This window comes from Prosthecobacter sp., assembly GCF_014879935.1.
Lineage (GTDB): Bacteria > Verrucomicrobiota > Verrucomicrobiia > Verrucomicrobiales > Verrucomicrobiaceae > Prosthecobacter.
Genome location: NZ_JACSRD010000146.1, coordinates 114,089 through 139,005 on the forward strand (window position 1 = coordinate 114,089; position 24,917 = coordinate 139,005).

General features: G+C 61.8%; 19 protein-coding genes. 8 read left to right on the plus strand and 11 right to left on the minus strand.

The window, feature by feature from the left end:
* The first annotated feature begins 16 nt into the window (after positions 1-16).
* From IAE77_RS13725 to IAE77_RS13740, 4 genes are read left to right on the plus strand one after another with little or no spacing between them, the layout of a single operon-like run.
* Positions 17-5,179 carry an autotransporter-associated beta strand repeat-containing protein gene (locus IAE77_RS13725; protein WP_294227428.1) on the plus strand — a complete coding sequence of 1,721 codons (5,163 nt, stop codon included), beginning with the start codon at positions 17-19 and terminating at the stop codon, positions 5,177-5,179.
* Positions 5,176-5,961: an autotransporter-associated beta strand repeat-containing protein gene (locus IAE77_RS13730; RefSeq protein WP_294227430.1), complete on the plus strand. Its 786-nt coding sequence runs from the start codon at positions 5,176-5,178 to the stop codon at positions 5,959-5,961. Before IAE77_RS13725 ends, IAE77_RS13730 begins: the two co-directional genes overlap by 4 nt.
* A gap of 50 nt (positions 5,962-6,011) precedes the next feature.
* Positions 6,012-7,448 (plus strand): metallophosphoesterase family protein, encoded by a 1,437-nt coding sequence (locus IAE77_RS13735; RefSeq protein ID WP_294227431.1) that lies wholly within the window; start codon positions 6,012-6,014, stop codon positions 7,446-7,448.
* Positions 7,449-7,492: 44 nt separating this feature from the next.
* A complete protein-coding gene (locus IAE77_RS13740) occupies positions 7,493-8,764 on the plus strand; it encodes a DUF1552 domain-containing protein (RefSeq protein WP_294227433.1) in 1,272 nt (423 codons plus the stop codon).
* A gap of 46 nt (positions 8,765-8,810) precedes the next feature.
* On the opposite strand, the gene accD is transcribed toward IAE77_RS13740, so the two are convergent.
* Together accD and IAE77_RS13750 are read right to left on the minus strand one after the other, a co-directional pair.
* A complete protein-coding gene (gene accD, locus IAE77_RS13745) occupies positions 8,811-9,647 on the minus strand; it encodes an acetyl-CoA carboxylase, carboxyltransferase subunit beta (protein ID WP_294227435.1) in 837 nt (278 codons plus the stop codon).
* Between the two features lie 141 nt (positions 9,648-9,788).
* Positions 9,789-10,616 (minus strand): ComF family protein, encoded by an 828-nt coding sequence (locus IAE77_RS13750; RefSeq protein ID WP_294227437.1) that lies wholly within the window; start codon positions 10,614-10,616, stop codon positions 9,789-9,791.
* A gap of 120 nt (positions 10,617-10,736) precedes the next feature.
* Here IAE77_RS13750 and purT point away from each other — a divergent pair, with 120 nt between their 5' ends.
* Complete coding sequence (gene purT / locus IAE77_RS13755) at positions 10,737-11,918, plus strand: formate-dependent phosphoribosylglycinamide formyltransferase (RefSeq protein WP_294227439.1); 1,182 nt, start codon at positions 10,737-10,739, stop codon at positions 11,916-11,918.
* Between the two features lie 13 nt (positions 11,919-11,931).
* Here purT and IAE77_RS13760 read toward each other — a convergent pair whose 3' ends face one another.
* Positions 11,932-12,438 carry a class I SAM-dependent methyltransferase gene (locus IAE77_RS13760; protein WP_294227538.1) on the minus strand — a complete coding sequence of 169 codons (507 nt, stop codon included), beginning with the start codon at positions 12,436-12,438 and terminating at the stop codon, positions 11,932-11,934.
* Positions 12,439-12,626: 188 nt separating this feature from the next.
* Here IAE77_RS13760 and IAE77_RS13765 point away from each other — a divergent pair, with 188 nt between their 5' ends.
* Positions 12,627-13,469 (plus strand): transglutaminase-like domain-containing protein, encoded by an 843-nt coding sequence (locus tag IAE77_RS13765; protein ID WP_294227441.1) that lies wholly within the window; start codon positions 12,627-12,629, stop codon positions 13,467-13,469.
* 9 nt (positions 13,470-13,478) lie between these two features.
* On the opposite strand, the gene IAE77_RS13770 is transcribed toward IAE77_RS13765, so the two are convergent.
* The gene (locus IAE77_RS13770) at positions 13,479-14,732 is read right to left on the minus strand and encodes a hypothetical protein (protein WP_294227443.1); all 1,254 of its coding nucleotides are present in this window, start codon (positions 14,730-14,732) and stop codon (positions 13,479-13,481) included.
* A gap of 147 nt (positions 14,733-14,879) precedes the next feature.
* Positions 14,880-15,752, minus strand: coding sequence for an S-methyl-5'-thioadenosine phosphorylase (gene mtnP / locus IAE77_RS13775; protein ID WP_294227446.1), 873 nt, complete (start codon positions 15,750-15,752; stop codon positions 14,880-14,882).
* A gap of 134 nt (positions 15,753-15,886) precedes the next feature.
* Here mtnP and IAE77_RS13780 point away from each other — a divergent pair, with 134 nt between their 5' ends.
* Both IAE77_RS13780 and IAE77_RS13785 read left to right on the plus strand, forming a co-directional pair.
* Positions 15,887-16,129 (plus strand): YgdI/YgdR family lipoprotein, encoded by a 243-nt coding sequence (locus IAE77_RS13780; protein WP_294227448.1) that lies wholly within the window; start codon positions 15,887-15,889, stop codon positions 16,127-16,129.
* Positions 16,129-16,704: a Maf family protein gene (locus IAE77_RS13785; protein WP_294227450.1), complete on the plus strand. Its 576-nt coding sequence runs from the start codon at positions 16,129-16,131 to the stop codon at positions 16,702-16,704. Before IAE77_RS13780 ends, IAE77_RS13785 begins: the two co-directional genes overlap by 1 nt.
* 6 nt (positions 16,705-16,710) lie before the next feature.
* Here IAE77_RS13785 and IAE77_RS13790 read toward each other — a convergent pair whose 3' ends face one another.
* The 6 genes from IAE77_RS13790 to IAE77_RS13815 are packed head-to-tail and all read right to left on the minus strand — an operon-like array spanning position 16,711 to position 24,909.
* On the minus strand, positions 16,711-18,201 hold the full coding sequence (locus tag IAE77_RS13790) for a hypothetical protein (RefSeq protein WP_294227452.1): 1,491 nt from the start codon (positions 18,199-18,201) through the stop codon (positions 16,711-16,713).
* Positions 18,202-18,235: 34 nt separating this feature from the next.
* Positions 18,236-20,671: a U32 family peptidase gene (locus IAE77_RS13795; protein ID WP_294227454.1), complete on the minus strand. Its 2,436-nt coding sequence runs from the start codon at positions 20,669-20,671 to the stop codon at positions 18,236-18,238.
* 42 nt (positions 20,672-20,713) lie between these two features.
* A complete protein-coding gene (gene cysC, locus IAE77_RS13800; protein ID WP_294227455.1) occupies positions 20,714-21,280 on the minus strand; it encodes an adenylyl-sulfate kinase in 567 nt (188 codons plus the stop codon).
* Between the two features lie 4 nt (positions 21,281-21,284).
* Complete coding sequence (locus IAE77_RS13805; protein WP_294227456.1) at positions 21,285-22,364, minus strand: hypothetical protein; 1,080 nt, start codon at positions 22,362-22,364, stop codon at positions 21,285-21,287.
* On the minus strand, positions 22,361-23,164 hold the full coding sequence (locus tag IAE77_RS13810; protein ID WP_294227458.1) for a sulfotransferase domain-containing protein: 804 nt from the start codon (positions 23,162-23,164) through the stop codon (positions 22,361-22,363). Before IAE77_RS13810 ends, IAE77_RS13805 begins: the two co-directional genes overlap by 4 nt.
* Positions 23,161-24,909: a glycosyltransferase gene (locus tag IAE77_RS13815; RefSeq protein WP_345780981.1), complete on the minus strand. Its 1,749-nt coding sequence runs from the start codon at positions 24,907-24,909 to the stop codon at positions 23,161-23,163. Before IAE77_RS13815 ends, IAE77_RS13810 begins: the two co-directional genes overlap by 4 nt.
* Between the last annotated feature and the right edge of the window lie 8 nt (positions 24,910-24,917).

Genomic DNA, 24,917 nt, shown 5'->3' on the forward strand with positions numbered 1-24,917 from the left:
TGGTCAGGATGGCCGGATGCGCGCTTCCAACCTCACGCGGGTGCACTCGTTTCGTGCCCTTTTCCGGCTTCGGATCCTCGGCCTGCTGCTGTGCTGTGCCGATGCCGGAGCGGCGACGCTGGTCTGGAACGGCGGAGGCGGTGACGATCTGTGGTCCACGGCGGCGAACTGGTCCGGAACCGCGTTCACGGCCGGTGATGTGCTGCAGTTTGGCGGCAGCACGCGGCTGGCACCGGTGAACGATCTGGCGGCGGACACGATCATCGGAGGCATCACGTTTCTGAACGACACGAATCCGAATGTCTCGGCCTTCACGCTCAGCGGAAACCGCGTCACGCTGGGCGGTGACATCGCGACCAGCGCGGGAGCCGGTCCCACCTTCAACGCGACGATCACCGACACGATCGGGTTGGATCTTCTGCTCAATGCCACGCGAACGATCACCGTGGCCAACAGCGGTGACAAGACACACAACCTGACGATCAGCGGCAGCGTCAGTGACGGCGGTCTTGGCCACGGATTGACCATCGCGGGCGGAGCCCGGCTGACGCTGGCAGGCGCGAACACTTACAGCGGCGGCACCACGCTCGGCGGCACGGCGGTGGTGGTGCTCAGTCATGCGAATGCCTTGCCCGGCGGCATCGGCGCGGCGGGCGGCCTGAGCGGGCTGACCTTCGCAGGCGGCATCCTCGGCCTTGGCGCGGGCGATTTCACCCGTGGCCTCGGCACGGGCGCGGATCAGGTGCAGTGGACGGGAGCGGGCGGTTTTGCCGCTTTCGGCGCGGATCGTGGGGTAAACATCGGCGGTGCCGGAGAGACGATGGTGTGGGGCGCGGGCGGCTTCGTGCCTGCGGGCAGCGCCCTGCTGTTCGGCTATGGGAACGGCAGCGACACGCAGGATTCCTCGCACACGGTCGATTTCCAGAACCCGATCGATCTGAACGGCGGCACGCGGACCATCACTGTGAACGATGGCAACTCGGGCACCACATCGCTGATCGATGCCGCGCTGAGCGGAGGCGTCATCAGCGGCACAGGCACCGGCTCACTGATCAAAAACGGCTCCGGCACGCTGAGCCTCACCGCCGCAGGCACCTACACCGGCCAGACTTTTGTGAATGGCGGCGTCTTGGTGCTGAATCATGTGAACGCGCTGCCCGGCGGCGTCGCAGTCACGGGCGGCACCAGCAATCTGCGCATCGGCGGCGGTGGTGTGGCGGGCCTCGGCACGGGGAATCTGACTCGGGCGCTCGGCACCGGAGTGGATCAGGTGCAGTGGACCGGCGGCGGTGGTTTTGCCGCGTTCAACGCAGATCGCATCGTGAACCTCGGCGGCGCGGGTGACACCGTGATCTGGGGGAGCGGCAGTTTCGTGCCGAACGGCTCCTCTCTCTATCTCGGAGCAACGTCCGCCACCCATACGATCGATTTCCAGAATCCCATCGACCTCGGTTCCGCTGTGCGGACGCTGGAGATCGCCAACGCCGCCGCAGTGAACCTCGACGCCATCATCAGCGGTGCCATCGGCGGTTCCGGCGGCCTGACGAAGAACGGCGATGGCACCCTGCTGCTGCAGGCCACGGACAGCAGCTACACGGGGCAGACTTATCTCGCCGTGAATGTCACCATGATCACCAAGATGGCCGACTACGGCCAGAACAGCTCCATCGGCCAGGGCGAGGCTGGGGTGCCGGTCCTGATTAGCACCCAGTTCCGCATGGGGACGCTCGAATACATCGGCAGCGGTGACAGCTCCGACCGCAGCTTCCAGCTCGGCACCAGCACCGCGACCCACGGCCAGGGAGGCACGATCGCGAACAACGGCACGGGGGCACTGGTCTTCGATGCCCCTGTGTTCAATGTCGCCGTTCCCGGCGTCACCACGGCACGCTCTCTGACGCTGAGCGGCTCAAACACGGACCTCAACACGATCTCCGGCGTCATTCAGAACACGGACGGCACCACCGGTGTCCTCAGCCTGACCAAGAGCGGCACCGGCACCTGGATTCTCTCCGGAGCGAACACTTACACCGGCACCACGACCGTGTCAGCCGGTGCGCTGCATCTCAACAGCACCTCCGCCATCGGCACGGGCGGCCTGACTTTGAACACGGGATCCATGATCGACAACAGCAGCGGGGCCACGATCACATTGAGCACCCCGAATGTGGTGACGTGGGGCGGGAATTTCGCGTTCGGTGGCACCAACGACCTCAGCTTTGCCAACGGCACCACCCTCGCCACCGGCAGCCGTACGATCACGCTGAACGGCACGGGCCGGACGCTCGCATTCGGCCAGCTTTCCATCACGAATGCGACCACGATGACCGTGAACGATGCGGGAACGGGGAACAAGCTCGTGCTTGGCGGGCTGGTGCTGGCGGAGAACAACCAGACACGCACGCAAACTTTCGCCGGCAGCGCTGCCATCGACATCGTCGGCGCGGTGGTGGATGGCACGGGAACAGGCGCGGACGCCCTCAGCTACACCGGCAGCGGCACCCTGAACCTCGTGGCAAACAACACCTACACCGGTGCCACGACGCTGAACAACACCGCAGGCACGCTCATTCTCGGCGGATCGAGCACCACCTCGCTGGTCACTCTTTCGGCAGGCACGCTGCACATCAATCATGCCGCCGCCATCGGCAGCGGCACGCTGGACATCAACGCTGGTGCCATCGACAACACGAGCGGGGCCGACATCGTGGTCGCCACGGCCAATCTGGTCACGCTGGACGGCAATTTCTCCTTCGGCGGCACGAACAGCCTCAGTTTCATCAATGGAACCGCCAGCGCCGGCGGCAGCCGCACGGTCACGCTGAATGGCACGGGACGCACGCTCAGCTTCGGCCAGCTCAGTTTCACCAATTCCACCGTTCTCACAGTGACCGACGCCGGCACGGGCAACAAGCTGGTGCTGGGCGGAGTGGTGCTGGCGGAAAACAACCAGGCGCGCACGCAGACCTTCGCAGGCAACGCCGCCATCGACATCACCGGCCCGATTGTCGATGGTCCGGGCACGGGCGCGGACAATCTCACCTACACCGGCAACAACGTGCTCACGCTCTCCGCAGCGAACACCTACACCGGCACCACCACCGTCAACACGGCCGCCGGCACCTTGCGTGTGACCTCCAGCAGCAGCCTCAGCACCGCCAGTCTGGTCGTGGTGCAGGGCTTGCTCGAGCTGAATCAAGCGGCGCAGACGGCCAGTCTGCTCACCTTTGGCTCCACCACAAACACCGCCCAGACCGTTGCGGCCACCATCACGCTGGCCAGCGGCACGGTGCTCACCCTCGGCGGCAATCTGACCGCCAATGACAATGTCAACGGCCAGGCTTCCTTCCTGAGCGGCGGCACGGTCGATTTGAACGGTGTGCGCACGTGGACGGTGGATGATTCCACGGCGGCCGATGTCGATCTGACCGTCACCTCGGTCATTCAGAACAGCGGAACGCCGGGGACCTTCACCAAGAATGGCCTGGGGCGTCTCGTGCTCTCCGGCGCCAACACATTTGCCGATGTCTTTGCCGTGGGGGACGGCGTGGTGCGCATCCAGCATGCCAGCGCCCTGGGCAGCACGGCCGGCGGCACCACGATCAACAGCGGCGACGCGCTGGAGATTGATGGCGGCATCACCGTCAGCGGCGAGAGCCTGCTCATCGCAGGCGGCGGCCCGTCATCCACGGGAGCGCTGCGCAGCGTCGCGGGCATCAATGCCTGGACCGGTGCGATCAATCTCGCTGCCGATGCACGCATTCATGCCGATGCCGGCTCAAAGCTCACCGTTTCCGCCATCGTGGCCGGCGGAACGTTCCGTGATGTCACCTTTGGCGGCGAGGGCGACATCATCGCCAGCGGCCGGATCGGCTCCGGCGATGTCTCTCCGGTGGATCAGGTGCTCAAGGACGGCGCTGGAACCTTGACGCTGGAGAATGCCGGCAATGATTTCACGGGCACGCTCACCATCAACAACGGCACCCTCAAGCTGGGCGCGTCGCAGGTCATTCCCGACGCCGAGAACGTGACAGTCAATCGCGGCACCTTCGAGCTGAATGGCATGACGGAAACCATCGCCGCGCTCACGCTCGGCAGCTCCACCACCACGCTGGCAGGAGCCACGCCGGGCATCATCGACACGGCCGGGGGCGGTCTTTTGCGCCTGGGAGGCAGTGTGGCTTCCAACGCGGGCTCGGCGGGCTTTGAAAACGGCCAGGCGGTCATCTCGGCCGGCCTGGACCTCAACAACGCCTCCCGCACCATCACCGTGGCGGACAATCCCACGCTGGATGTGGAGCTGGTCATCTCCGGCGTCATCAGCAACAGTGGCGCGACGGCCGCTGGCATCGTCAAAGACGGCGCCGGGACGCTGATCCTCAGCGGAGCGAACACTTACAACAACACCTCGACCATCCGCAACGGCACGATGCGCCTCGGTGCCGACGAGGTGCTGCCGAACGGCTTTGGCCTCACGCTGGACCAGCGTGCGGCGGGCACTTCGACACTGGACCTCAACGGGCACGTCGAGACCATCGGCGGCACGCTCACGCTCGGTTCGAATTCGACCACGGTGGCCGGTTCCGTGAACCAGATCATCGACAGCGCAGGCGGTGGCGTCCTGCGGCTCGGCGGCGGCATCACCTACAACACCGGCGCGGCCACCTTTCACAACGCCACCTCGAACATCTCCGCGAACCTCGACGTCAACGGAGCCACACGCACCTTCACCGTCAACGACAGCACAGTGGCCGCCAACGATGTCGTCATCAGCGGCGTGATCAGCAACAGCGGCGGCAGCGCGGCCGGAATCGCGAAGAGCGGCACCGGCACGCTGGTCCTCACAGGCGCGAATTCGTATGATGGAAACACCGCGGTGAATGCCGGCGTCCTGCGTGCGGCGAACAATTCGGCCCTCGGCACCCTCGGAACCGTCACTCTGGCCAACACCGACGCCGTTCTCGAGCTCGCGCAGGGCGTGACCATCAGCCGTGCCCTCACCGTTTCTGATTCGGGCAACAACAAGGTCCTGCGCCTCCAGGACGGCGCCACTGCGGCCACTTATGCCGGAAATGTGGGCATCTCCGAGGCCACCGCCGGGAACTTGATGTCTCCGCCAGTTCTGGCGGCACACTCACGCTCTCAGGCGTCATCAGCGGCACAGCGGCGGCTGGCGTGAGCAAGGAAGGCGCGGGCACGGTGGCTCTTTCCGGTGCGAACACTTACACAAGCGCCACGAATGTGAACGCGGGCGCGCTGCAGGTCGGTGCCACCGGCGTCGGACAGACGGGCACGGGGGCGCTGTCCGTGGCCTCGGGCGCGTCACTGCTCGGCACGGGCGTGGTTCGCAGTTCCAGCGTGATCCTGGCCGCCGGCTCGACTTTGACCGCAGGGGACTCCGCCGCCGTTTCCAGCCACGGCACGCTCGTTTTCACGCCTGCGAGCGCCAGCGGCACCGTGCACGACCTGCAAGGCTCCATCGTCCTGGGCATCACGTCCGCCACCTTGGAGGACGGCACCTTTGGCGGTCATGAGGTCGGTTCCATTGGCTATCAGGCCTGGATCGATGCGGTGGCCGGAACGGGCAGCCACGACCTGTTGGTGTTCAACAATCCGGCCGCAGGCACCGGCTACACGCTGAACTTTCTCACCACCACCGGCACCTTGCAGGTCGCGCCTTCCTCTTTCACCGCACGCTCAGGTCAGGTCTTCAATCTGCTCGACTGGAGCGGCATGGTGACCGCCAACTTCACCGGATTCAGCTTCAACAGCGGCTATCTCGTGGGCAATGGTGACGAAGGCGCCGACCTCGACCTGCCGGACCTCACCGGCACCGGCCTGTTTTGGGACATGAGCCGTTTCACCCTCTCAGGCAACATCGCCATCGTTCCGGAGCCCTCCCGCATGCTCCTCATCCTGCTGGGTTTCATGGGGATGATCCTCCGCCGCAGCCGCCGTTGATGAGCAGCCCGGTGCCAGAAACACGATTCGCAGCCGTTCATGGCGGCACCATGAGCATGCGCCCCTCTCAGAACCGCCGCCGATTCCTGCAAACCACCGCCGCCGCGGCCTTGACGGCACCCTGGCTGGCCGAAGCCGCCGATGCGGGGCCGTTTCAGGCCACGGGCACGCGTGTGGGCGAGGTGACGGACTCCACGGCCATCGTGTGGACTCGCCTGACGAAGAACGCGACGCGCAACAACGACGGCGTGACCTTCGCCCTCCGAAAGGGCAGGAACAAAGGCAGGACGCAGCCTCCCGTGCCGCCTGTGGCCGAGATCGAGGGCGCGTGTCCGGCGGCGTCAGGCCAGGTGCGTGTGCGGTTCGGTTTGAAGGAGGATTTGAGCGATGCGGTCGAGACGCCTTGGACGGAGGTGAGCGATGCTGGCGATGGCATTCACCAGTTCAAGCTCAGCGGGCTCAAACCCGGCCGCACGTATCACTATGTCAGCGAGACACGAGGCGGGGGCAGCTTCGCGGGCCGGTTTCACACCGCGCCTGCCGCTGAGTCGCCCACGGCCCTGCGCTTCTGCGTGATGACCTGCCAGGGCTATCAGGACCGCGATCACGCCGATGGGCATCCGATTTATCCCTCCATGACCGCGCTCGATCCGCGCTTCATCGTCATGACGGGCGATCTGGTGTACTACGACAGCAATCCGCCGCGTGCCGTCTCGCCTGCGCTCGCACGATTGCACTGGGAGCGCATGTTCAGCCTGCCGCGTCTCGTCGCCGCCACGCGCAGCACCTCGACCTACTGGTTGAAGGACGACCACGACACGCTCACCAACGACGCGTGGCCCGGCATGAAGGCGGGCGAGCTCACGTTCAAGGAAGGCGTGCAGATTTTCCGCCAGCAGGCCCCCATCGGCGATCTCGACTATCGCACCATCCGCTGGGGCCGCGATTTGCAGGTGTGGTTCACCGACGGACGCGATTATCGCTCGCCCAACACGATGCCGGACGGGCCGGAGAAGACCATCTGGGGAGCGGAGCAGAAGGAGTGGTTCAAACGCACGGTGAAGGAGAGCACGGCCACGTGGAAGGTGCTCGTCAGCCCCACGCCGCTCGTCGGTCCGGACCGCGAGAACAAGCACGACAACCACAGCAACGACGCCTTCACTCATGAGGGCGATGAGATCCGCGCGTGGCTGAAGGCGAACGCGCCGGGCAACTTCTTCGTCGTCTGCGGCGACCGCCACTGGCAGTATCACTCCGTGCATCCGGTCAGCGGCCTGAACGAGTTCAGCGTCGGCCCGGCCAGCAATTCGCACTCCGGCGGCACTCCGGGCGAGGACAAGGCCTATCACAGGTTCCACCGCGTGAAGGGCGGCTTCCTCTGCGTCGAACTGCGCCCGGATGGAAACGAAAGCGAGATCGCCTTCCAACTTCGCGGAGTCGATGGCGCCATCGGCTACGAGGCCAACTTCAGACGCGCCGCAGGTTAGCCTTTGTGTCAGACTTCACCGCCCATCATCGTTCCCCATCCGCCATGTACACCGCCACCAAACGCCATCTCGACCGCCGTGTCTTCCTGCGCGGCACTGGAACCGTGCTCGCACTGCCGTTTCTGGAGGCGATGGTGCCGGCTTTCGCCACGAAAGCGCAGGCAGCGGTTGGGAACCCGCCGCCACGGTTCCTCGCGATGTGCGCCACGCTCGGCTTTCACACGCCGTTCCTGTTTCCCAAGGAGACTGGCGGCGACTACGCGCTCACGCCTTATCTGGAGCCGTTGAAAGACCTGCGGAAGGACTTCTCCGTCATCTCCGGCCTGCAGCACATGGAGCAGAATGGCGCGAACGGTCATACGTCCGAAATGACCTGGCTCACGTCTGCGAAGCATCCGGGGCTCGCCGGATTCAAGAACACGATCAGCATTGACCAGCTCATCGCCGAACAGATCGGCTCGCAGACGCGTTTCCCGAGCCTGATCCTCGGCACGGGGAGCGATTCGCTCTCCTGGTCCTCCAGCGGCGTGCCGCTGCCGGCGGAAAGTTCGCCGTCCAAGGCGTTCACGCAGCTCTTCATCGACGGCACGCCTGCGGAAGTCGCCGCACAGGTGCGCAATCTCAAACGCGGCCGCAGCATTCTCGACACGGTGATGGGCCAGGCGAAAAAACTGCACGGCGACCTCGGCAAACGCGACCAGGAGAAGCTCGACGAGTATCTGAGCGCCGTGCGCGATCTCGAAGGCCGCCTCGTGCAGAACGAGGAGTGGGCGCAGAAGCCGAAACCGAAGGTGGATGCGAAGCCGCCCACGGACATCCAGAGCCGCACGGACGCGATCGGCAAAATGAACCTCATGCAGGACCTCGTGGTGCTCGCTTTGCAGACGGACAGCACACGCACCGTCACGCTCCGCCTCAACGGCATGAATGCGGTGCCGGAGATCGAGGGTGTGAAGAACGACTGGCACAATCTTTCCCATCACGGGCAGGACGAGGCCAAGATCGCCGAGCTGGAGATCATCGAGAAGGCGGAGTTCGCCGCCTTTGCCAGCTTCCTCACCAAACTGAAGGCCGCGTCGTTGCTGGACACCACTGCGGTCATCTTTGGCTCCAATCTTGGCAACGCCAGCTCACACAGCACCGCGAACATTCCGCTCGTCCTCGCCGGCGGCGGCTACAGGCACGGCCGCCACATCGCCATCGACAAGGAGAAGCACGTTTTTTCGAACCTCTTCGTCAGTCTGGCACAGCGCATGGGCGTCGAGACGGACAAATTCGGCTTCAGCACCGGCGTGCTGGACGTCAATCAGGCGTGATCCCGGATTCTGAGGCATTCACGCGGGCGGATCCGCCGCGCGGAGATCAGGCCGCCGCTTTCATGTACCGCAGGACGCGGGCCAGGGTGGCGCGCATGTCCTTGCGATCGACGATCATGTCCACCAGGCCGTGCTGGAGCATGAACTCGGCAGTCTGGAAGCCAGGAGGAAGGTCGGCATGAGTGGTCTCCTTCACGACACGCGGACCAGCGAAGCCGATCATGCACTTCGGCTCGGCGATGATGAGATCGCCCAAGGTCGCAAAGCTGGCGGTGACGCCGCCGGTGGTCGGATGGGTGAGGATGGAGATGTAGGGCAGGCGGGCCTCGGCATGGCGGGCCAGGGCGCCGCTGGTCTTGGCCATCTGCATGAGGCTGAGGATGCCCTCATGCATGCGGGCGCCGCCGGAGGCGGAGAAGACGAGGACCGGCTTCTTCTCGGCGGTGGCCGCCTCGATGGCGCGGGTGATTTTTTCACCGACGACGCTGCCCATGCTGGCGCCGAGGAAGCGGAAATCCATGATCGCCAGCAGCACCGGGATGCCTTCAATGCTGGCACGGCCGGTGAGCACGGCTTCGGTGAGACCCGTCTTGGCCTGGTAGGCCTTCACCTTGTCGAGGTAGCCTTTGAAGCCGAGCGCGTTGACGGAATCGAGGTCCTTGTCCATCTCGGCAAAGGTTCCCTCGTCCACGAGACTGGTGACGCGTTCGTCGGAGCCGATGGTGAAGTGGTAGCCGCAATGGGTGCAGACGCGCAGGTTCTTGTTCAGCGCATCCTCAAAAAGGCTTTCGTTGCAGGACGGGCACTTCGTCCAGAGGCCCTCCGGCATGTCGCGTTTCTTTTCCCCAAGTTCGTCAACGGAGCGTTTTTTGAAAAATCCCATGGCAGGTCAGTCGGTGTGGGCGTCCTGCGGGGCGGGGCCGGGCGGTACGTCTCCCCGATAGGCATTCGCAGGAGGTGCCCGGGGGAGGCCCCGCGGCGTTCGCACTGTCCGGCCCGGACGGTGCCGGACGCGGGGGCGAGACTAGCCGCGTGCGACGGTGATGACCACTACTTTTTCAGCCCCGCCCTCCTGCCGCAGCACGCGGGCGCACTCGCTGGTGGTGGCACCGGTGGTGAAAACATCATCCACCAGGAGGATGCGACCACCCTGGAGGGATGGAGGCCTGCGGCGGTAGCGTGTGCGCCGCAGCGCAAAGGCTCCGCGCAGGTTTTGCAGCCGCTCCTCGCGGTCGAGCCGCGCTTGGGTGTCGGTTTCACGGCAGCGGAGGAGGGCATCGCTGACGGGGATGCCGGTCGCTTGGCCCAGGCGCAGCGCCAGTTCGCGGCTTTGATTGAACTCGCGATCATGCTCGCGGGAACGGTGCAGGGGGACAGGCACGAGCCGCCACGTGGCGAGGTCCTCGCCGGCCAGGCGCGGGTCGTCGAGCGTCTTGAGGAGCAAGGCGGCCAGGACACCGCGCAGGTGCAGTTTCCGCTCATATTTGAACTGATGCACCAGCTCGCGCACGGGGCCCTCCGCGCGGCAGGCGGCGATGGCGAAGTCAAACGCGAGCCGCCGTCCGTCGCAGTTCATGCAGCGGAAATCGTGGGTGAAAGCGCCGTCATACATCTCCCCGCAGACCTTGCAGAAAGGCGGCTCCACCCAGGGCACCTCATCCGCGCAGGGCTGGCAAAACCAGGCCCGCATCCCGGCACGGGGCGCGTCCAGAGGCACCGGCACCTTGCACAGGCAGCACAGCCGCGGGTAGATGAGATCCAGCAGTCCGCCGAACACCGGGCGCAGCAGGCCTTGCAGACGGTTGGGCGCTGGCGGACCGGGGAAGGGCATGGCGCGAGGAAGGTCCGCCATGGAGGCCGGAGATCGTGAAACTGCAAATCGAGAATGTGATGATGGGAACCCTGCCGCTCCCGGCCGGCGGACTCGAAAACGGACGTTTGAAAGGCGGCGCGGGCCGTCCTAAATGGCCGCATGGCACGCATCGGCACTCCTTTTTCCTCCACCGCAACGAAAGTCATGCTCCTCGGCTCGGGAGAGCTGGGCAAGGAGGTGGTGATCGAGCTCCAGCGCCTCGGTTGCGAGGTGATCGCGGTGGACCGCTACGCGAACGCCCCCGCCATGCAGGTGGCGCATCGCAGTCACGTGATCTCCATGCTCGATGGGGACGCACTGCGCCGCATCGTGGATGTGGAAAAGCCGAACTGCATCGTGCCTGAAATCGAGGCGATCGCCACCGACACCCTGCTGGAACTGGAAAAAGAAGGCTATCGCGTCGTTCCCACCGCCCGCGCGGCCAAGCTCACGATGAATCGCGAGGGCATCCGCCGTCTCGCCGCCGAGGAGCTCGGCATCAAGACCTCGCCGTATGTGTTTGCGGCCACGGAGGAGGAATTCCGCGCCGGCATCGAGAAGATCGGCATGCCCTGCGTGGTGAAACCGATCATGAGCAGCTCCGGCAAGGGACAAAGTGTCGTGAAACGCAAAGCGGACATCGCCAAGGCCTGGCAATACGCGCAGGAAGGCGGACGTGCGGGGAAGGGGAAGGTGATTGTCGAGGGCTTCGTCGAATTCGACTATGAAATCACCATGCTGACGGTGCGGCATGCCGGCGGCACATCCTTCTGCGCTCCAGTGGGGCATACCCAGATCAAAGGCGACTATCGCGAATCCTGGCAGCCGCATCCGATGTCGAAAAAGGCGCTCAAGGCGGCGGAAAAGATGGCGGGAGCCATCACCGAGGCGCTCGGCGGCCGCGGGCTGTTCGGCGTGGAGCTGTTTGTCAAAGGTGACGACGTGATCTTCAGCGAAGTCTCGCCTCGCCCGCATGACACCGGCCTCGTCACGCTCATCTCACAGGACTTGAGCGAGTTTGCGCTCCATGTGCGGGCGATTCTCGGCCTGCCGATTCCGAATGTCAGCCAGCACGGACCCAGCGCGAGCTGCGCCGTGCTCGTCGCTGGTGAATCCTCCCAAGTTCAGTTCGGCCGCCTCGACAAAGTGCTCGCCGAGCCCGACACGCAGATCCGCCTCTTCGGCAAACCCAACGTCAGCGGCCAGCGACGAATGGCCGTGACGCTCGCCCGCGCCAAAAACATCAACGAAGCCCGCGCCAAGGCCCACCGGGCTGCGAAAGCGATGCAGATCCGGCTCTGAGCCGGTCATGGGCTCAGCACGGCTCTGGCGCATCCGCTTTGCGGATGTCGAAGGCGTAGCCTGCCGAGAGGAGCCACAGGTGAAGGTAGCCGGGATACTTCGCGATGATCTCGCGGTCGAAACGGATGCCGCGGCGTTGCTTGAGGCAGAGGCCTGCCGCACAGGTGGCAGCCTTGTAATCGGCCAGCGTGTGTCTGAACGAATCGGTCGCCAGGCCGTGAAACAAAGGGATGACCTTCCGCTTACGCGACCAAAAGCTGCTCCGGAGGTCGGTGACGATGATCCGGCCATCGGGCCGCAGCAGCCGGGACATCTCCCGGAAGCAAGGAAGCAGGTTTTCGACGTGATTGAGGACGAGGCTGCAAACCACGAGGTCAAACGGCTCTTGAAGCGGGATTGACTCAAGAGTGCCCTCCACAAACCGGGCCTCAAGGCCGTCAGCCTTCCCACGGGCCACTGCCAGCATCTTCTCTGAAAAGTCCACGCCTGTCACGGATGCCTCGGCTTTGGCGAGGTCGATGGAATGGCGGCGGCTGTGCCGGCGTGAAGTTCCGGGCCATCAGCGTGCCGTCCATCTCGCCGGACCCCCGGACTGGCAAAGTGGAGCAGAACCGGCCTTTCCCGGCGGTCTGAAGGACGCGGGCCCGCGGTCGGTGCTGCCAAAATCATCATTGCCTTCATCGCGTCGCCCGTGCTAACAAGCTGCCCATGCCTGTGCTGCCCCGCCTCAGCCATTTGATCAAGCTGCTGGACGACGAATCCGAAGTCGTGCGCCAGGCGGTCACGCAGGAGCTGACGGTGATGCGTCGTGAGCTGCCGCAGCACATCGAGGCGCTGGACACGCCGCTCAGCGCCGAGGAGGAACGTCTGGTGTCCCAACTGCTGGAGCCCGCACGCCGCACCGAGCTGGAGGACACCTGGATGCGCTGGCGCTGGATGGACGGGCCGGATGCCCAGCTTGAGGAGGGGTTGAGCCAGCTTTCCGCCTTCTTGAACGGCTGGAAGTCCCAATCTACCGACCTGACGAAGCGGCTCGACGCGCTCGCGGAGGAAGCCTTTGCCGAAAAAGGCCGCATGGACGCCCACGAACTGGCCCAGTGGCTGTTCGCGCCGCATGGCGGCGTCACACGCTTCCGGGGCAACAGCAAGGACTACTACGCGCCCTGCAACAGCAACCTGTTCTGGGTGCTGGACACCGGCTTGGGCAATCCGATCAGCCTCTGCTGCCTTTATCGCCTGCTCGGTCATCGTTTTGGCCTGGCAATCGAAGGATGCAACTTCCCCGGCCATTTTCTCTCCCGCGTCAGTCACCGTGAGGAGACCTGGCTGGTCGATTGCTTCAATCGCGGTCGTTTCATGCTGGCTGGCGATGTGGCCAGACATCACCCGGCGGCAAATCCTGGCATGGAGGACCTCATCCGTGAGCCTGCGACCGCCGAGGCGACCCTGCTGCGCATCCTGCGCAATCTCGATGACGCCTACGAGCGCCTGGGCCAGATGCCGGAGCGCCAGTTCATGCGCCGCCTGGCCGTGAAACTGATGGAGGAGTGAACCGCACGATCATTTCGCCGGGTTTTCCTTCTCCCACGTGGCGAACTCAGGCGAGGCGAGGAATTCAGCAAACTGGGCGTCCTCCGCCATCGTGTCACGAGTCAGCGTGACGCCGCTGGTTTTCTTGAAGGCTCGCAGTTCCTCCAGCAGGCCTGCAAAGTCCTTCTGATCCGCCCGAATCGACAGACGGGCATCGACGGCTTCATACAGGCCGGGCTCCTCCTGCTGCGCTTCATGCGCCAGCTTCAGCGCACCCGCATAATCCTTCATCATCCGCCGGGTGTTGGCCCGCAGCACCTTCAGGTAGGGATCATTGCCGATGACCTTCTGCACGCGCTGGATGCAGGCATCCGCCTCGGCCAGTTGGTTGTCGAGAAAGAACAAATCGATCATGATCAGGTCAGTGGTGCTGTCCTTGCCGAGGATGTCCGGCGCAGCGCGAAGGACTTCCTTGTAAGCCGCGTCGTTTTTGTCGTCGTCCGTACCGCTCAGAGCCATGTGTGCCTGGAGGCGCATCATGAAGAACCGCCGGTTCGTGCGATATTTGGCCGGCAGGGCGTCGCACACACGCAGAGCCTCCTTGTACTTGCCAGCGCGGAGCAAATCGCCTGCGGATTTCAGATGCCCGACCATCTCCGTGTCCGTTTGTGAGATGCCCAGCAACGCTGCCAGCTTTCCTGCGGCAGAGTCTGGAAGCATCATCGCCATCATGTTCCGCGCTTCATCGGAGACCAGGCTCGCATACATGTACGTGAACATGTCCACAGCGCGGAAGGTGCTGCCTTCGGGCCTCACGAGGATGTCCACATAGTTCACGCCGCCTCCTTCCGGTTTGATGCGCAGCAGCACCGCGGGCAGGCCCTCGCGCTCATGAAGACGCAGCACCTTGATGTCAGCCCCCATCAGGTCGTGCAGCCACCCGCCCGGGTTCTTGGTGATGCCGGAGAAGAACCCCCGCTTCACATCCGCCACCTGCGGCACACCGGAGAGACGGTCGTCAAACACCCGCTCCGCCAGGGCTGCGGAATCCAGCATGCTTTTGACCTTCTCATCGTCTTCATCGGCTAAGGCCTCGGCCAGTTCATCGCCAAAGGCTTGCAGCGCCACCTTTTGCTCGGCAGTGAGTGGTTTGACCACCTGTGCGGCCTTCGCCCGTTTCTGCTTCTCCTCCTGTGCTAGTTTCTGGATGCTCTGAAAAGCCGGAACCGCCAGTGCTCCCAGCACCGCAATCGGCAGCACCACCGCTCCGACGACGATCAGCACGATCGCTCCGGTGCCAAAGCCCTTCCGCGGTACAGCCGGGACAGGTGTCGGCGGAAGCGGCGGGGGAAGATCAGGCGGATTCATCTCAGCAGTGTGAGTGAGACTGCTCTCGCGTGGCAAGCACTCCCTGTGATGCCGTCAAAAAACTCACACAAACCGCCGCAGGATCGGCAGGAGGTCTTCGACCGTCTGCTCCGGCCACAGTTTGCGATCCGTCATCAAGGCGGTGTCGAGGGCGCGGTGCTCGGGCCAGTTGGGCTCGGTGGGAACCTGCGGAATGACCTGTGCAAGGATCGCCTTCGCGGCGGCGACGTTCGCGTGAAGATGGCCGATGACCGATTCGGCGGTGACGGCCTCCTCCTCGACCTTCCAGCAGTCGTAATCCGTGATCATCGCCAGGGTGGCGAGGGCGATCTCCGCCTCGCGGGCCAGTTTGGCCTCCGGCAGGTTCGTCATGCCGATGACATCGAAGCCGAGCTGACGGTGCGCATTCGACTCTGCCCTCGTGGAGAACGCTGGCCCGTCCATGCAGACGTAAGTGCCGCCATTGTGGACACGGCGGCCCTGGGAGACGCAGGCATCGTGCAGCAGACTGCGCAGTTGGTCAGAAAGCGGGTCGCCAAAGGCCACGTGGGCCACGATGCCACGCCCGAAGAAGGTGTGCTGGTCGCGTCGGCTGGTGCGGTCGAAGAACTGGTCCGGCAGCACGATGTCACGCGGGTGGTATTGCTCCTGCAAACTGCCGACAGCGGTCACGGCGATGATCCAGCGCACGTTCAGGCTGCGCAGTGCCCAGAGATTCGCACGATGATTCAGCTCCGTGGGCAGGATGCGGTGCCCTTTGCCATGCCTGGGCAGGAAATAGACGCGGCGTCCGGCCAGCGTGCCGGTCACGAGTGCATCGGACGGCGGGCCGAACGGCGTCTGGATCGTGATTTCCTCGCGGTTTTCGAAGCCGTCGAGGTCGTACAGGCCGGAACCGCCGATGATGCCGATGGCAGGGGGGAGATCTTGACTCATTCGGGCAGGGTAGGAGGCACGCGGAGTGCTTCAACTGTGATCATTCTGTTGCTTGAAATCGTCACTTGGCGACGGATGAACAGAAACCGCGAAAGCCCGGTCTGATTTGTGCCGTTTGCCACGTGTTCCCAGTCATGAAAGCCCTGCGTTTCAGTGTTTTGCTCGTGCCCGTCCTTCTGGCTTCCTGTTCCATGCCTGATATTCTGGTTTCGAACGCCCCGCACAAGATCAAGCTCAAGGACGGTCGTGAGGTGATCTGCTCCGGCGTCCCTCAATACCAGGCCAAAACCGGCTACTATTACTACCGCACACCGGAAAACCGCGACGCGGTCATCCGCGCGGACGAAGTGGCCGGCATCGTGGGAACAGGCGCGTGATGTCCGCCGGAACCAAACGCACGCTGGTGCTGGCTTCCGCATCGCCCCGTCGGGTGGATCTGCTGAGCGGGGCTGGATTCGCCTTTGAGATCATCGTGCCGCAGGTTGAGGAGGCGCACGATGCCACGCTCACTCCTGAGCAGCTCACGGTGGAAAATGCACGCCGAAAAGCTGTCGCTGGCAGCCTGCTGAAGCCCGGAGCACTCGTGGTCGGTGCTGACACGCTGGTTTACATCGATGGCGAGCCGCTGGCGAAGCCTGCCGACCTGGAGGAGGCGCTGGGCATGGTGCGCCGCCTCTCCGGGCGCACGCATGAGGTCTGCACCGGTGTCGTACTGGCCTGCGACGGAAAAGTGGAACGCGAACTCCATGTGATCACCCACGTCACCTTCAAGACGCTCAGCGATGCGACCATCCGGGACTACCACTCGAAGGTGAACCCGCTCGACAAGGCCGGCGGCTACGGGATTCAAGCATGCACGGACATGCTGCTGGAGCGGATGGAAGGCTCCTTCACCAATGTCGTCGGTCTGCCAGTCGATGAAGTCGCAACGGCGATCCGGGCGGCCGCGTGAGTGGCGTTATCGCCGTCTGAGGAAATCCTCACCTCTCACGATCTTCCCATCGCCAAGCACCACGGTGAAGCGGCCGTTGTTGCGCCTTGCGAGCGTGTCCAGCTCACGCGCTGCGTCCGGCTCCTGCATCGCGCTGGTGTAGATCGCCGTCATGGGCAGGCGCCGCTTGTTCTCATCCGTCACGATGTCGATCCAGCCCTGCTCGTCGGACCGCAGGCCGTCCGTCATGAAAAAGATCACATCCGGCTTTGGGTTTGCATGCAACGCCATCAGCAGGCCAGTGCCCCAGTTCGTGCCACCGGGATTGTCCGAGTTCTGCACGATCTTCACGCTTTCCGGCAGGCTGAAGGGCGTGGCCGGGAGGTAGCGGAACGTGGGGATCTTCACCCGTTTGTAGTTCGTCGTGTCGATGTCCCAGCGATACTTCATCAGCGCCTCCACATTGCGGCTGTCCACCTGGTCATGCGGCCAGGCGAAGTCGGAGAAAAAGAGAATCTGATACTGCGTGCCCATCGGCATCTGGTTCAGGCTCTTGGTCAGTTCCTTCTTCAGCAGGTCAAAACGCGAGATGCTCTCGCCATTCTTGATGGCCGACATCGAGCCGGACACATCCACGACAAACACGACACGCTTCCCCAAAGCCGTCTGGCCGACGAAGCTGAATTTCCCACCACGTCCGATGCCGGAACCAAATCCGCCGCCTGCCCCTCCCGCGCCCATGCCCTGTGGCAATCCCATGCCCAGGGCGCCACGAGCGCTGCTCAGATCCATGCGGTCGTTGATCTTCGAGAAGTCAGGCATGTCGAGCTGCGGCATCTCCGGCAGCGTGACCGCTGTGTTCAGCGTCTGCGCTTGAAGACGCGGCTTTGATTTCAACCACGGGTTCTTTTTCTGCTGGATCTTGTGCGTCAGCTCCGCCGCGGCTGCTTCCCCCTGGGCCGATCTGCCACTAGGAAGGAAATCCACCTGCCGGTCCATCACCTGCTTCACGCCGATGAACGTGGCCGTGATCAGGATGAACAGATGCACACCCAAACTCCAGCCGAGCGACTGGATGCCGACCTTCTCCGCCAGCTTGCGCCAGCGTTCGTGTTTCGCCGTCTCTGGATCATCAGGCTCTTCGGGAGGGCGTTTGGGGATGTGAGACCGCTTTGAATCCGCCCATTCGAATCGATCACGATCGTTTCCGCTGCTGACCTGTGGCGTTTCGATCGTCCGGGTCGTTCGTTCCGTCGCAAGACGCAGCACTCGAGGTGATCGAGGTGTTGGAAATGCGTCCGCTCCCGCCAAGTTCGGCAGGTGCTGCTTCGGAAGAGGCGCAGGCGGGGCAATGAATGGCAAAGTCGGCGCTTTCACCTGAGGCGGTGGCTGATCGGGCGGCTCCTCACGAGGCACAGACTTCTTCTCCCTCCAGGAGCTCCGCCGTTCGATGACTTCCTCGTCCGTCGAATCAACGGAAGGCAGGAAACTGAAGTCATCAGGAACGTGCCGGGGCATGAGGACGCAAACGTCAGGTCCAAACCCCGGTCATTCAAGGAAGTTCCGCCATCGTGCCGCGGGTCACCCCGAGCTGGCTCTGGGCCTTCAAATCGCGCCAGATGTCCTGTTCGTCGCGATTTCCGGCCAGCAGCTCCTGATAAGTGCGCAAAACCTCGGCGGAGGCCGCTTTGTCTTCCTCCAGCAGCTCCACACGGAAGCAACTCAGGCCATAGCTGCGCAGTTCGGAGAAAAACTGCGCCCCCGTCTGCGGCACGGCGTTGAAAAGCGTGTTCCGGCAGCCCACATCGGCCTTCAGCGGATGCGCCATGCCCACGCGGTCACGCAGATGCACGCGATGCTTCTCACAAGGGCGGCCGCAGTTGGTGAAATCGGTGCCTTCGCTCAAGAACGCGGCAAAAGCGCAGTGCTCCATGTGAAACATCGGCATGTGCTGGTGCAACGTCAGTTCAAACCACGACGGTGGTGCCGAGGCCAGCAGATCGACCACCTGCTCAATGTTGAGATCGTAGCTGATGGTGAGCCGCTCCAGCCCCGTCTTCTTCAAAATCTCCGCCGTGAGCGGGTTCGCCACGTTCAGCGAGAAATCACCGGTGACGGGAATGCCTTCGTCGCGGAAGAAAGCGATCGCGCCGAGGTTGCGAATCAACACGCCGTGCGGCTCGGCGCGTTGGATGAGCTTGAAGAAGCCTGCCTCGCCCGACTTTTGGATGCGCGGTGTCGCCAGCCAGACCTGCGATTGATCGGTGCGGTCCTTGATGTGCTTCAGGAGGTCCGCGTAGAGCCGGATGTCCTCGAAATCGAGATAGAGTCGCGGAACACCGGCCTCCAGCGCGGCGTCGATTTGATCCCGCGTGCGGCAAAGCGCGAACATTTGGAGCGGCGACGATTCGTCGCCCTTCCCACGCGATGGCATAAGCGATTCGAGCGTCGTGATGCTCTTCAATGGTTTGTCTGGCGACGATTCGTCGCCACTCCACGAGGCAATCAACTCCCTCCGCATCCGGTTCAACTCGCTCACCGGCAGGATCACCTCGCCAACCACATCGAACTGCACGCTGCCGAGTTCGAACTCCGTGCCGCCGAGTCGGCTGAACTGATCAATGAAGGCCTGGGGTGTCAGCGGGCGCTTCATCGCTGTTTGCAGCGGCATCGTGGATTCGATCACCAGATCACCGCAACACACACGCAAAGGTTCACCTGCTGTGCCAGTGACGACCAAATTGAGTTTCGACTGCTTGCGGATCGGAATCTCGCCTTCAAACGACTGCCGCAGCGCACGATTGAGCGTGGGATCGCTCGTTTTGAAGACTCGCGTGCCGATGGGGATGCCTTCCATGCGCAGATGGCCGTGGCGGAAGCTCAAACGGCTGCCGCGCATCTCGTAGATGCTGCCGCCCTGCTCGTCGTTCGTGTTGTTCAGGTTCTCAAACACCACGCCATCGCCCGGCTTCATCGCCAGTTGCAGCGAATCGAGCTCCAGCGTGTCCGCGTCGATGATTCGAGTCACAGAGCCGACATACGGCCCGCGTTTCTTGCCGTAGTAGGCACCCACGAGCTCCTGATGATTCACGCCGTGCATCCAACCGGTGGAAAGACCACGCGAGAAGGTCATTTCGAGCGCATAACGGTCGTCCTCCGTCGCCGGAGCCGGTTTTCCGGCCAGCGCACGATCAATCGCCGCACGATAGACCTGCGTGACACCGGCGACGTATTCCGGCGTCTTGAGACGGCCTTCGATCTTGAAGCTGCGGATGCCGAGTTCGATCAAGCGCGGGATTTCATCCACGGCGGCGAGATCCTGCGGCGAAAGGAGATAACGTTTGTCGCCGAGGTCGCGCAGATCGCCATCCACGATCATTTCATACGGCATGCGGCAGGCCTGCGCGCATTCACCGCGGTTCGCACTGCGGCGGCCCAGCGATTCGCTCGTGAGGCACTGCCCCGAGTAAGCCACGCACAACGCCCCATGCACGAACACCTCCAGCGGCACATGCGCGTCTTTGAAGCGCTCCAGCTCGCGGATGGAAAGCTCACGCGCGAGCACCGCCTGGTCGATGTCGAGCTGTTTGGCAAATTCGAGCCCTTCCGGCGAGGTGATCGTCATCTGCGTGCTCGCATGCAGCCGAAGATTCGGTGTGAGCGCTTTCACCATGCGGGCGAGGCCGAGATCCTGCACGATCACCGCATCCACCCCGCTGTCTTCGAGCAGACGAAGCTGCGTTTCGGCATCCGGCAGTTCCTTGGTAAAGATCAGCGTGTTAAAAGCCACATAGCCCTTCACGCCATGCGCATGGAGAAACTTCATCAGCTCCGGCAGGTCTTCCTCTGTGAAGTTGTCCGCCCGCAGGCGCGCATTGAAGCGCGGCATGCCGAAATAGATCGCATCCGCCCCGTTCGCGACCGCCGCGCGGGCACAGTCCCAATTCCCGGCGGGTGAGAGGAGTTCAGGACGGGCATTGCCAGGCATAAGTGAAGAACAGTGTGTTGTGGCGTACTCGGCAGCCTTTTGTCATTTTGTGATCAACCGCCAAAGCTGGTTCAGACATTCTTCTTGGGATCGCGTGCCCGTGTCCAGGGAAAGCTCGTTGTTGGTTGCCTCCTCAAAGACCATGTCGCAACCAGGAAGATGAGTGACCTGCCCTGACGCGGCTTGTCGATACAGTCCCTTCACATCGCGGGCGGCACAGACAGCATGGTCGCAGCGCAGATGGATGGTGGTCAATACATCGCCGAGAATTTGCCCTGCTAGCTCACGCATCCGACATTGCGGTGTCATCAATGCCACCAACACCAGGACACCCTGGCAGGAAAGCAGCCGTGCCAGCTCGGCAGCACGGCGGACGTTCTCCAAACGCCCTTCCTCGGTGTAACCCAGCCCTCGGCATAGTCCGGCTCGCAGCTCATCACCATCCAGCACCACCACCTGCCTGCCATCAGACCGAAGTTGTCTGGCCGCCTGCTGTGCCAAGGTCGTTTTCCCCGCACCGGACAGACCATAGAGCCAGATGACAGGAGCTTTCACAATTTCTTGTGCCTGCGCATCATCAATAGCCTCTATAAATTTCTCCGTGTGCATTGCTTTACACTTGTTTCAGTTCCGCAGGCCAGACAAGGTGGTTGCCATTCTCCTGCTGATATGACAGATCGAGACTCTGGATGAGATCGTTTGGATCATGGCGCTGGACCTGGGTGGCAATCCGCCCGTTTGAGAAGTGATAATACACCACCTCCTTGAGCCACTGCTCGTCAAAACAGTAATACGGGAAGCACTTCAAAGGAACTCGCTCGCTGGGCATCGGACCCTCATATTCCTGTTCAAGAACGCGGGGAATCGCAGGCTTTCGGTCATGACGGTTTTCATACACAAAATTGGTGGGGCGATCTTCCGCCAAAATGTTGAGCACGATGTAGCCGAGCATGCTTTCGGCAGCGTCAAAATCCACACTCGCAGGCTTCGCCATGAAGTTGTTGCCAAGGATGAGCGCCATCTGCCCTCCGCTTCCGGTGGATTGCAGCGGGCGTGCCAGCGCAGTTTTCGGCTCTTGTTCCAATAGCTTGAGCAGATGATTCACCCGCCTGATCTCAAACTCACGGTCGGTATCTGCGAAGTAAACAGCCCGGCATTGGAAATTGAAGGCCAGATAGCGCCACATCGCGCCAGGACTGTGGGCGAGGCTGGAATGGCGCATCATCACCACCTTGATGCCCCGGTTTTCTAAAATGGGTTTCAGGCATCTCAAATCGGCCGCAAGAAAGATCACGCACTTGTACGGCTCCCACCGCCCCTTGATGATGGGCTTCACATAGTTGTCAAAGAACGAGAACGGTTCTCGCTTCGACCCCGCGAATGCTGGATGCGGTATCTTGTAAAGTTCATCCAAGGGAATCTGCCCGCTGGCATCTTGAATCGGATGAGCGTCGCGTTTGGCGTAGTTGCAGCCTTTGAAGAACAACGAACCGCTGATGATCACATCCTCCGGGAGAATCACGAATTCGAGCGGTTCGAACTCAAACATCTCACTGAGCCGATAATGACCTCGGTTCGTCCGGTTCAAATATTCGCTGATAAGCTTTTCGTAATCTGCCAGCAGCACACGCAGCAGTCTTTGGGAATAGCAAGGATAGACATCCGTGATGCTGGTTGGAGGCCCGCTGATCATTGCATCAGCAGCTTGAGGGTGTTGCTTTGTGACTTGGTGAGGAATCGCTCATAATCACCTGCTACCCCTTTGCGACAAAAGGCTGTTTTCACCTCGCGCTGCTTTCGATCTTGTTTGAGGTTGATGTCGATCTCCTGGAAATTGGAAGCTGCTGCTATTGCTGCCGCTCGTTCTGTGGAAAGTCCACCGGACACCAACTTTTGTCCGAGCAATTGCACGGTCCTTTGGAGTTCAGCTGCATCCAGCAACGCCTCGTACTCCAAACGGACATAGTGCTCGTGCGCCACCGGCTCGTTGAAAAGTTTCCATTGCACCAGCCAGTCTAGCATTTCCTTGGTGCCATAGAATTGCCGAACCATTTCCACCTCCGTAAGGTGCGGATGCTCCGCCACAAAACGGCACTCCACAGACAGGCCGACCGTGGGTAGATAATAGCGGCTATACATGAGCCGGGAGATCATCACATCACGGAAATCCCGCACAATGTTAAATACCCAGAAGTCCGGGTTCTGCTCCAGAAACAATGGCACCAACCGCAAGGGAAGATCATGGGTCTTGAACACTCTCGATCCGGTTCTCGCAGCAGCCTCTTTCACTCCCTGAGAAAATCCGGCCACTCGTTCAGCGTCATCACTGCCAAACATCGAGAGGTCCATGAGTCGTTGCGGCACACCCGCGACATATTCGGCCTTTTGCGACTGGCTGGTGATCTTGCAGCAGATGGACGAAATCCAAGTCGATCCACAGCGCTGCGTGGTGCTGACCAGGACGTTCCTGCATTCTCTGGAGGATTCACTCATGGCAACAAGGGATGCTCCTTGATGTGACTGGCATGCAAATCCCGCACATGCCCTAGACGGAACAATGTGCTGATCCGCTCCTGGAGAAATTGCTTCACATTGCAGGCCATGCCTTTGCGGCTTGCTAACTGCCAGTGCTGGATGGCGCCAGCCACGACTTCACTCTTTGGCGGGCAGGCCAGCAGCCAATGATCTTTGCCATGGCAGAAGCTTGTTCGGCAATCCCGGTGCAATTGTTCAGGAAACGCCATCATCACCCCTTGAAACATTACCCCGCCATGCACATAAAGGATTGCTAGTGCGCAAAGGAGTTGCTGTTCCTCTTTCGGAGTCAGGGACAAGTCCCAGACTCCCATGGACATGTCCTCCAGCATGCGCTGCGTGTCACCTGTCGTCCATTGCCGGAGGCTGAATTCATATTCAGCCAGTGTTTCTGCCAAATCTGTGACGGAAAGACCGTGATCAGGAAGCAGATGCACAATGCGTGGCACCCTTTGGTCAGTGGAGTAAACCTCCGACAGCGTGACGCCGTCGCCTTCAGTAAGAGCTTTGGCCCACTCCACCGCAGGCCCCAATACGAAGCCACCATAGTGCTGTATATGACGGGAAATGGCGCGTTCTTCATCCAGATTGGCATCAGGATCTGCTACCAACAAGACTTTTGATCCCAAGCCGTTGCAGGCAGCTTGGCTGAGCTGTGCCGCTCGAATGAGGGTAGCGCCCTGATCTTTGAGATTTTGCACCCGTTGGCCGATGCCTTCGGTATCGCCTGATGCCAGCATCAGTAGTTTGGGTTTAAGGCCCACCATTTTGAGCACTTCCAAGAAACGATCCATGACTGCATTTGCCGCGCGATCCACCCAAAGAATGATGGTCCCATGAGCTTCAGCAAATTCAGCCAGTGCACATGCAATCAAATTATCTGTTTCAGAGTATGCATCCCGCAAATACCATTGCAGCTTACGTTCTGTTTGCTCCCCTATGGTGCTTAATAGCACATCTGCATTTTTTGTGAGTGTGTTTCCGTTTGAATCACCTAGCCAAGTATGAAACCAATAATGCACAACATAGGTTTCACGTTGAAGCCATTGCCGGGAGCGTATCAAACCTCGGTAATAGTGAGCCTCCTCAAAAGCACATGTTAAATCGGGCAAAAAGTGAACCCATGTTGATGGGACCGCCCCCAAGCTATGCACACACTGTGCCCCTCCCAACATTTCAATTACAGAAGTGATCACACCAGGACCAGTTTCCAAAACAGCATTAGCGGAAGACTTGGATGAGGCCGGGCTTTGAGTCATCCAAATCAATATTTCACCAATCAAGTCATTGCCAGGCTCCGCTATCATGAAGTCGTTCATCCACATTGTGCGACCGGAGAAATGAATTCTCTCGTGTATTGGATGATCGCGCGTCAGAAACACTGACTTCGATGAGTCCAGTTTTTGTAACAACTCATCCAAAGGCCTGATGCATTCGATGTCAACGTCGGCATATACTCCACCGTCAAAATAGAGGACCAAGATCCGGAGAAAGTCTGCCCGGTGAATACCTGTGGGGAACGACAAATAAGTAGGCAACAAACGAGGGCACCGCTCCTTTATCCAACGGACACAATCCTCGTCAGTATAGTATCGAAGTTCCCACCCAGGGTTCATGAAACGAAATGATTCGATACAAGCAGCTAAAGCTGGGTGGGGGTGGCGATTTTTCCAAGTCTGATGAATGATCTTAGGTACAGGCATAGCGGACA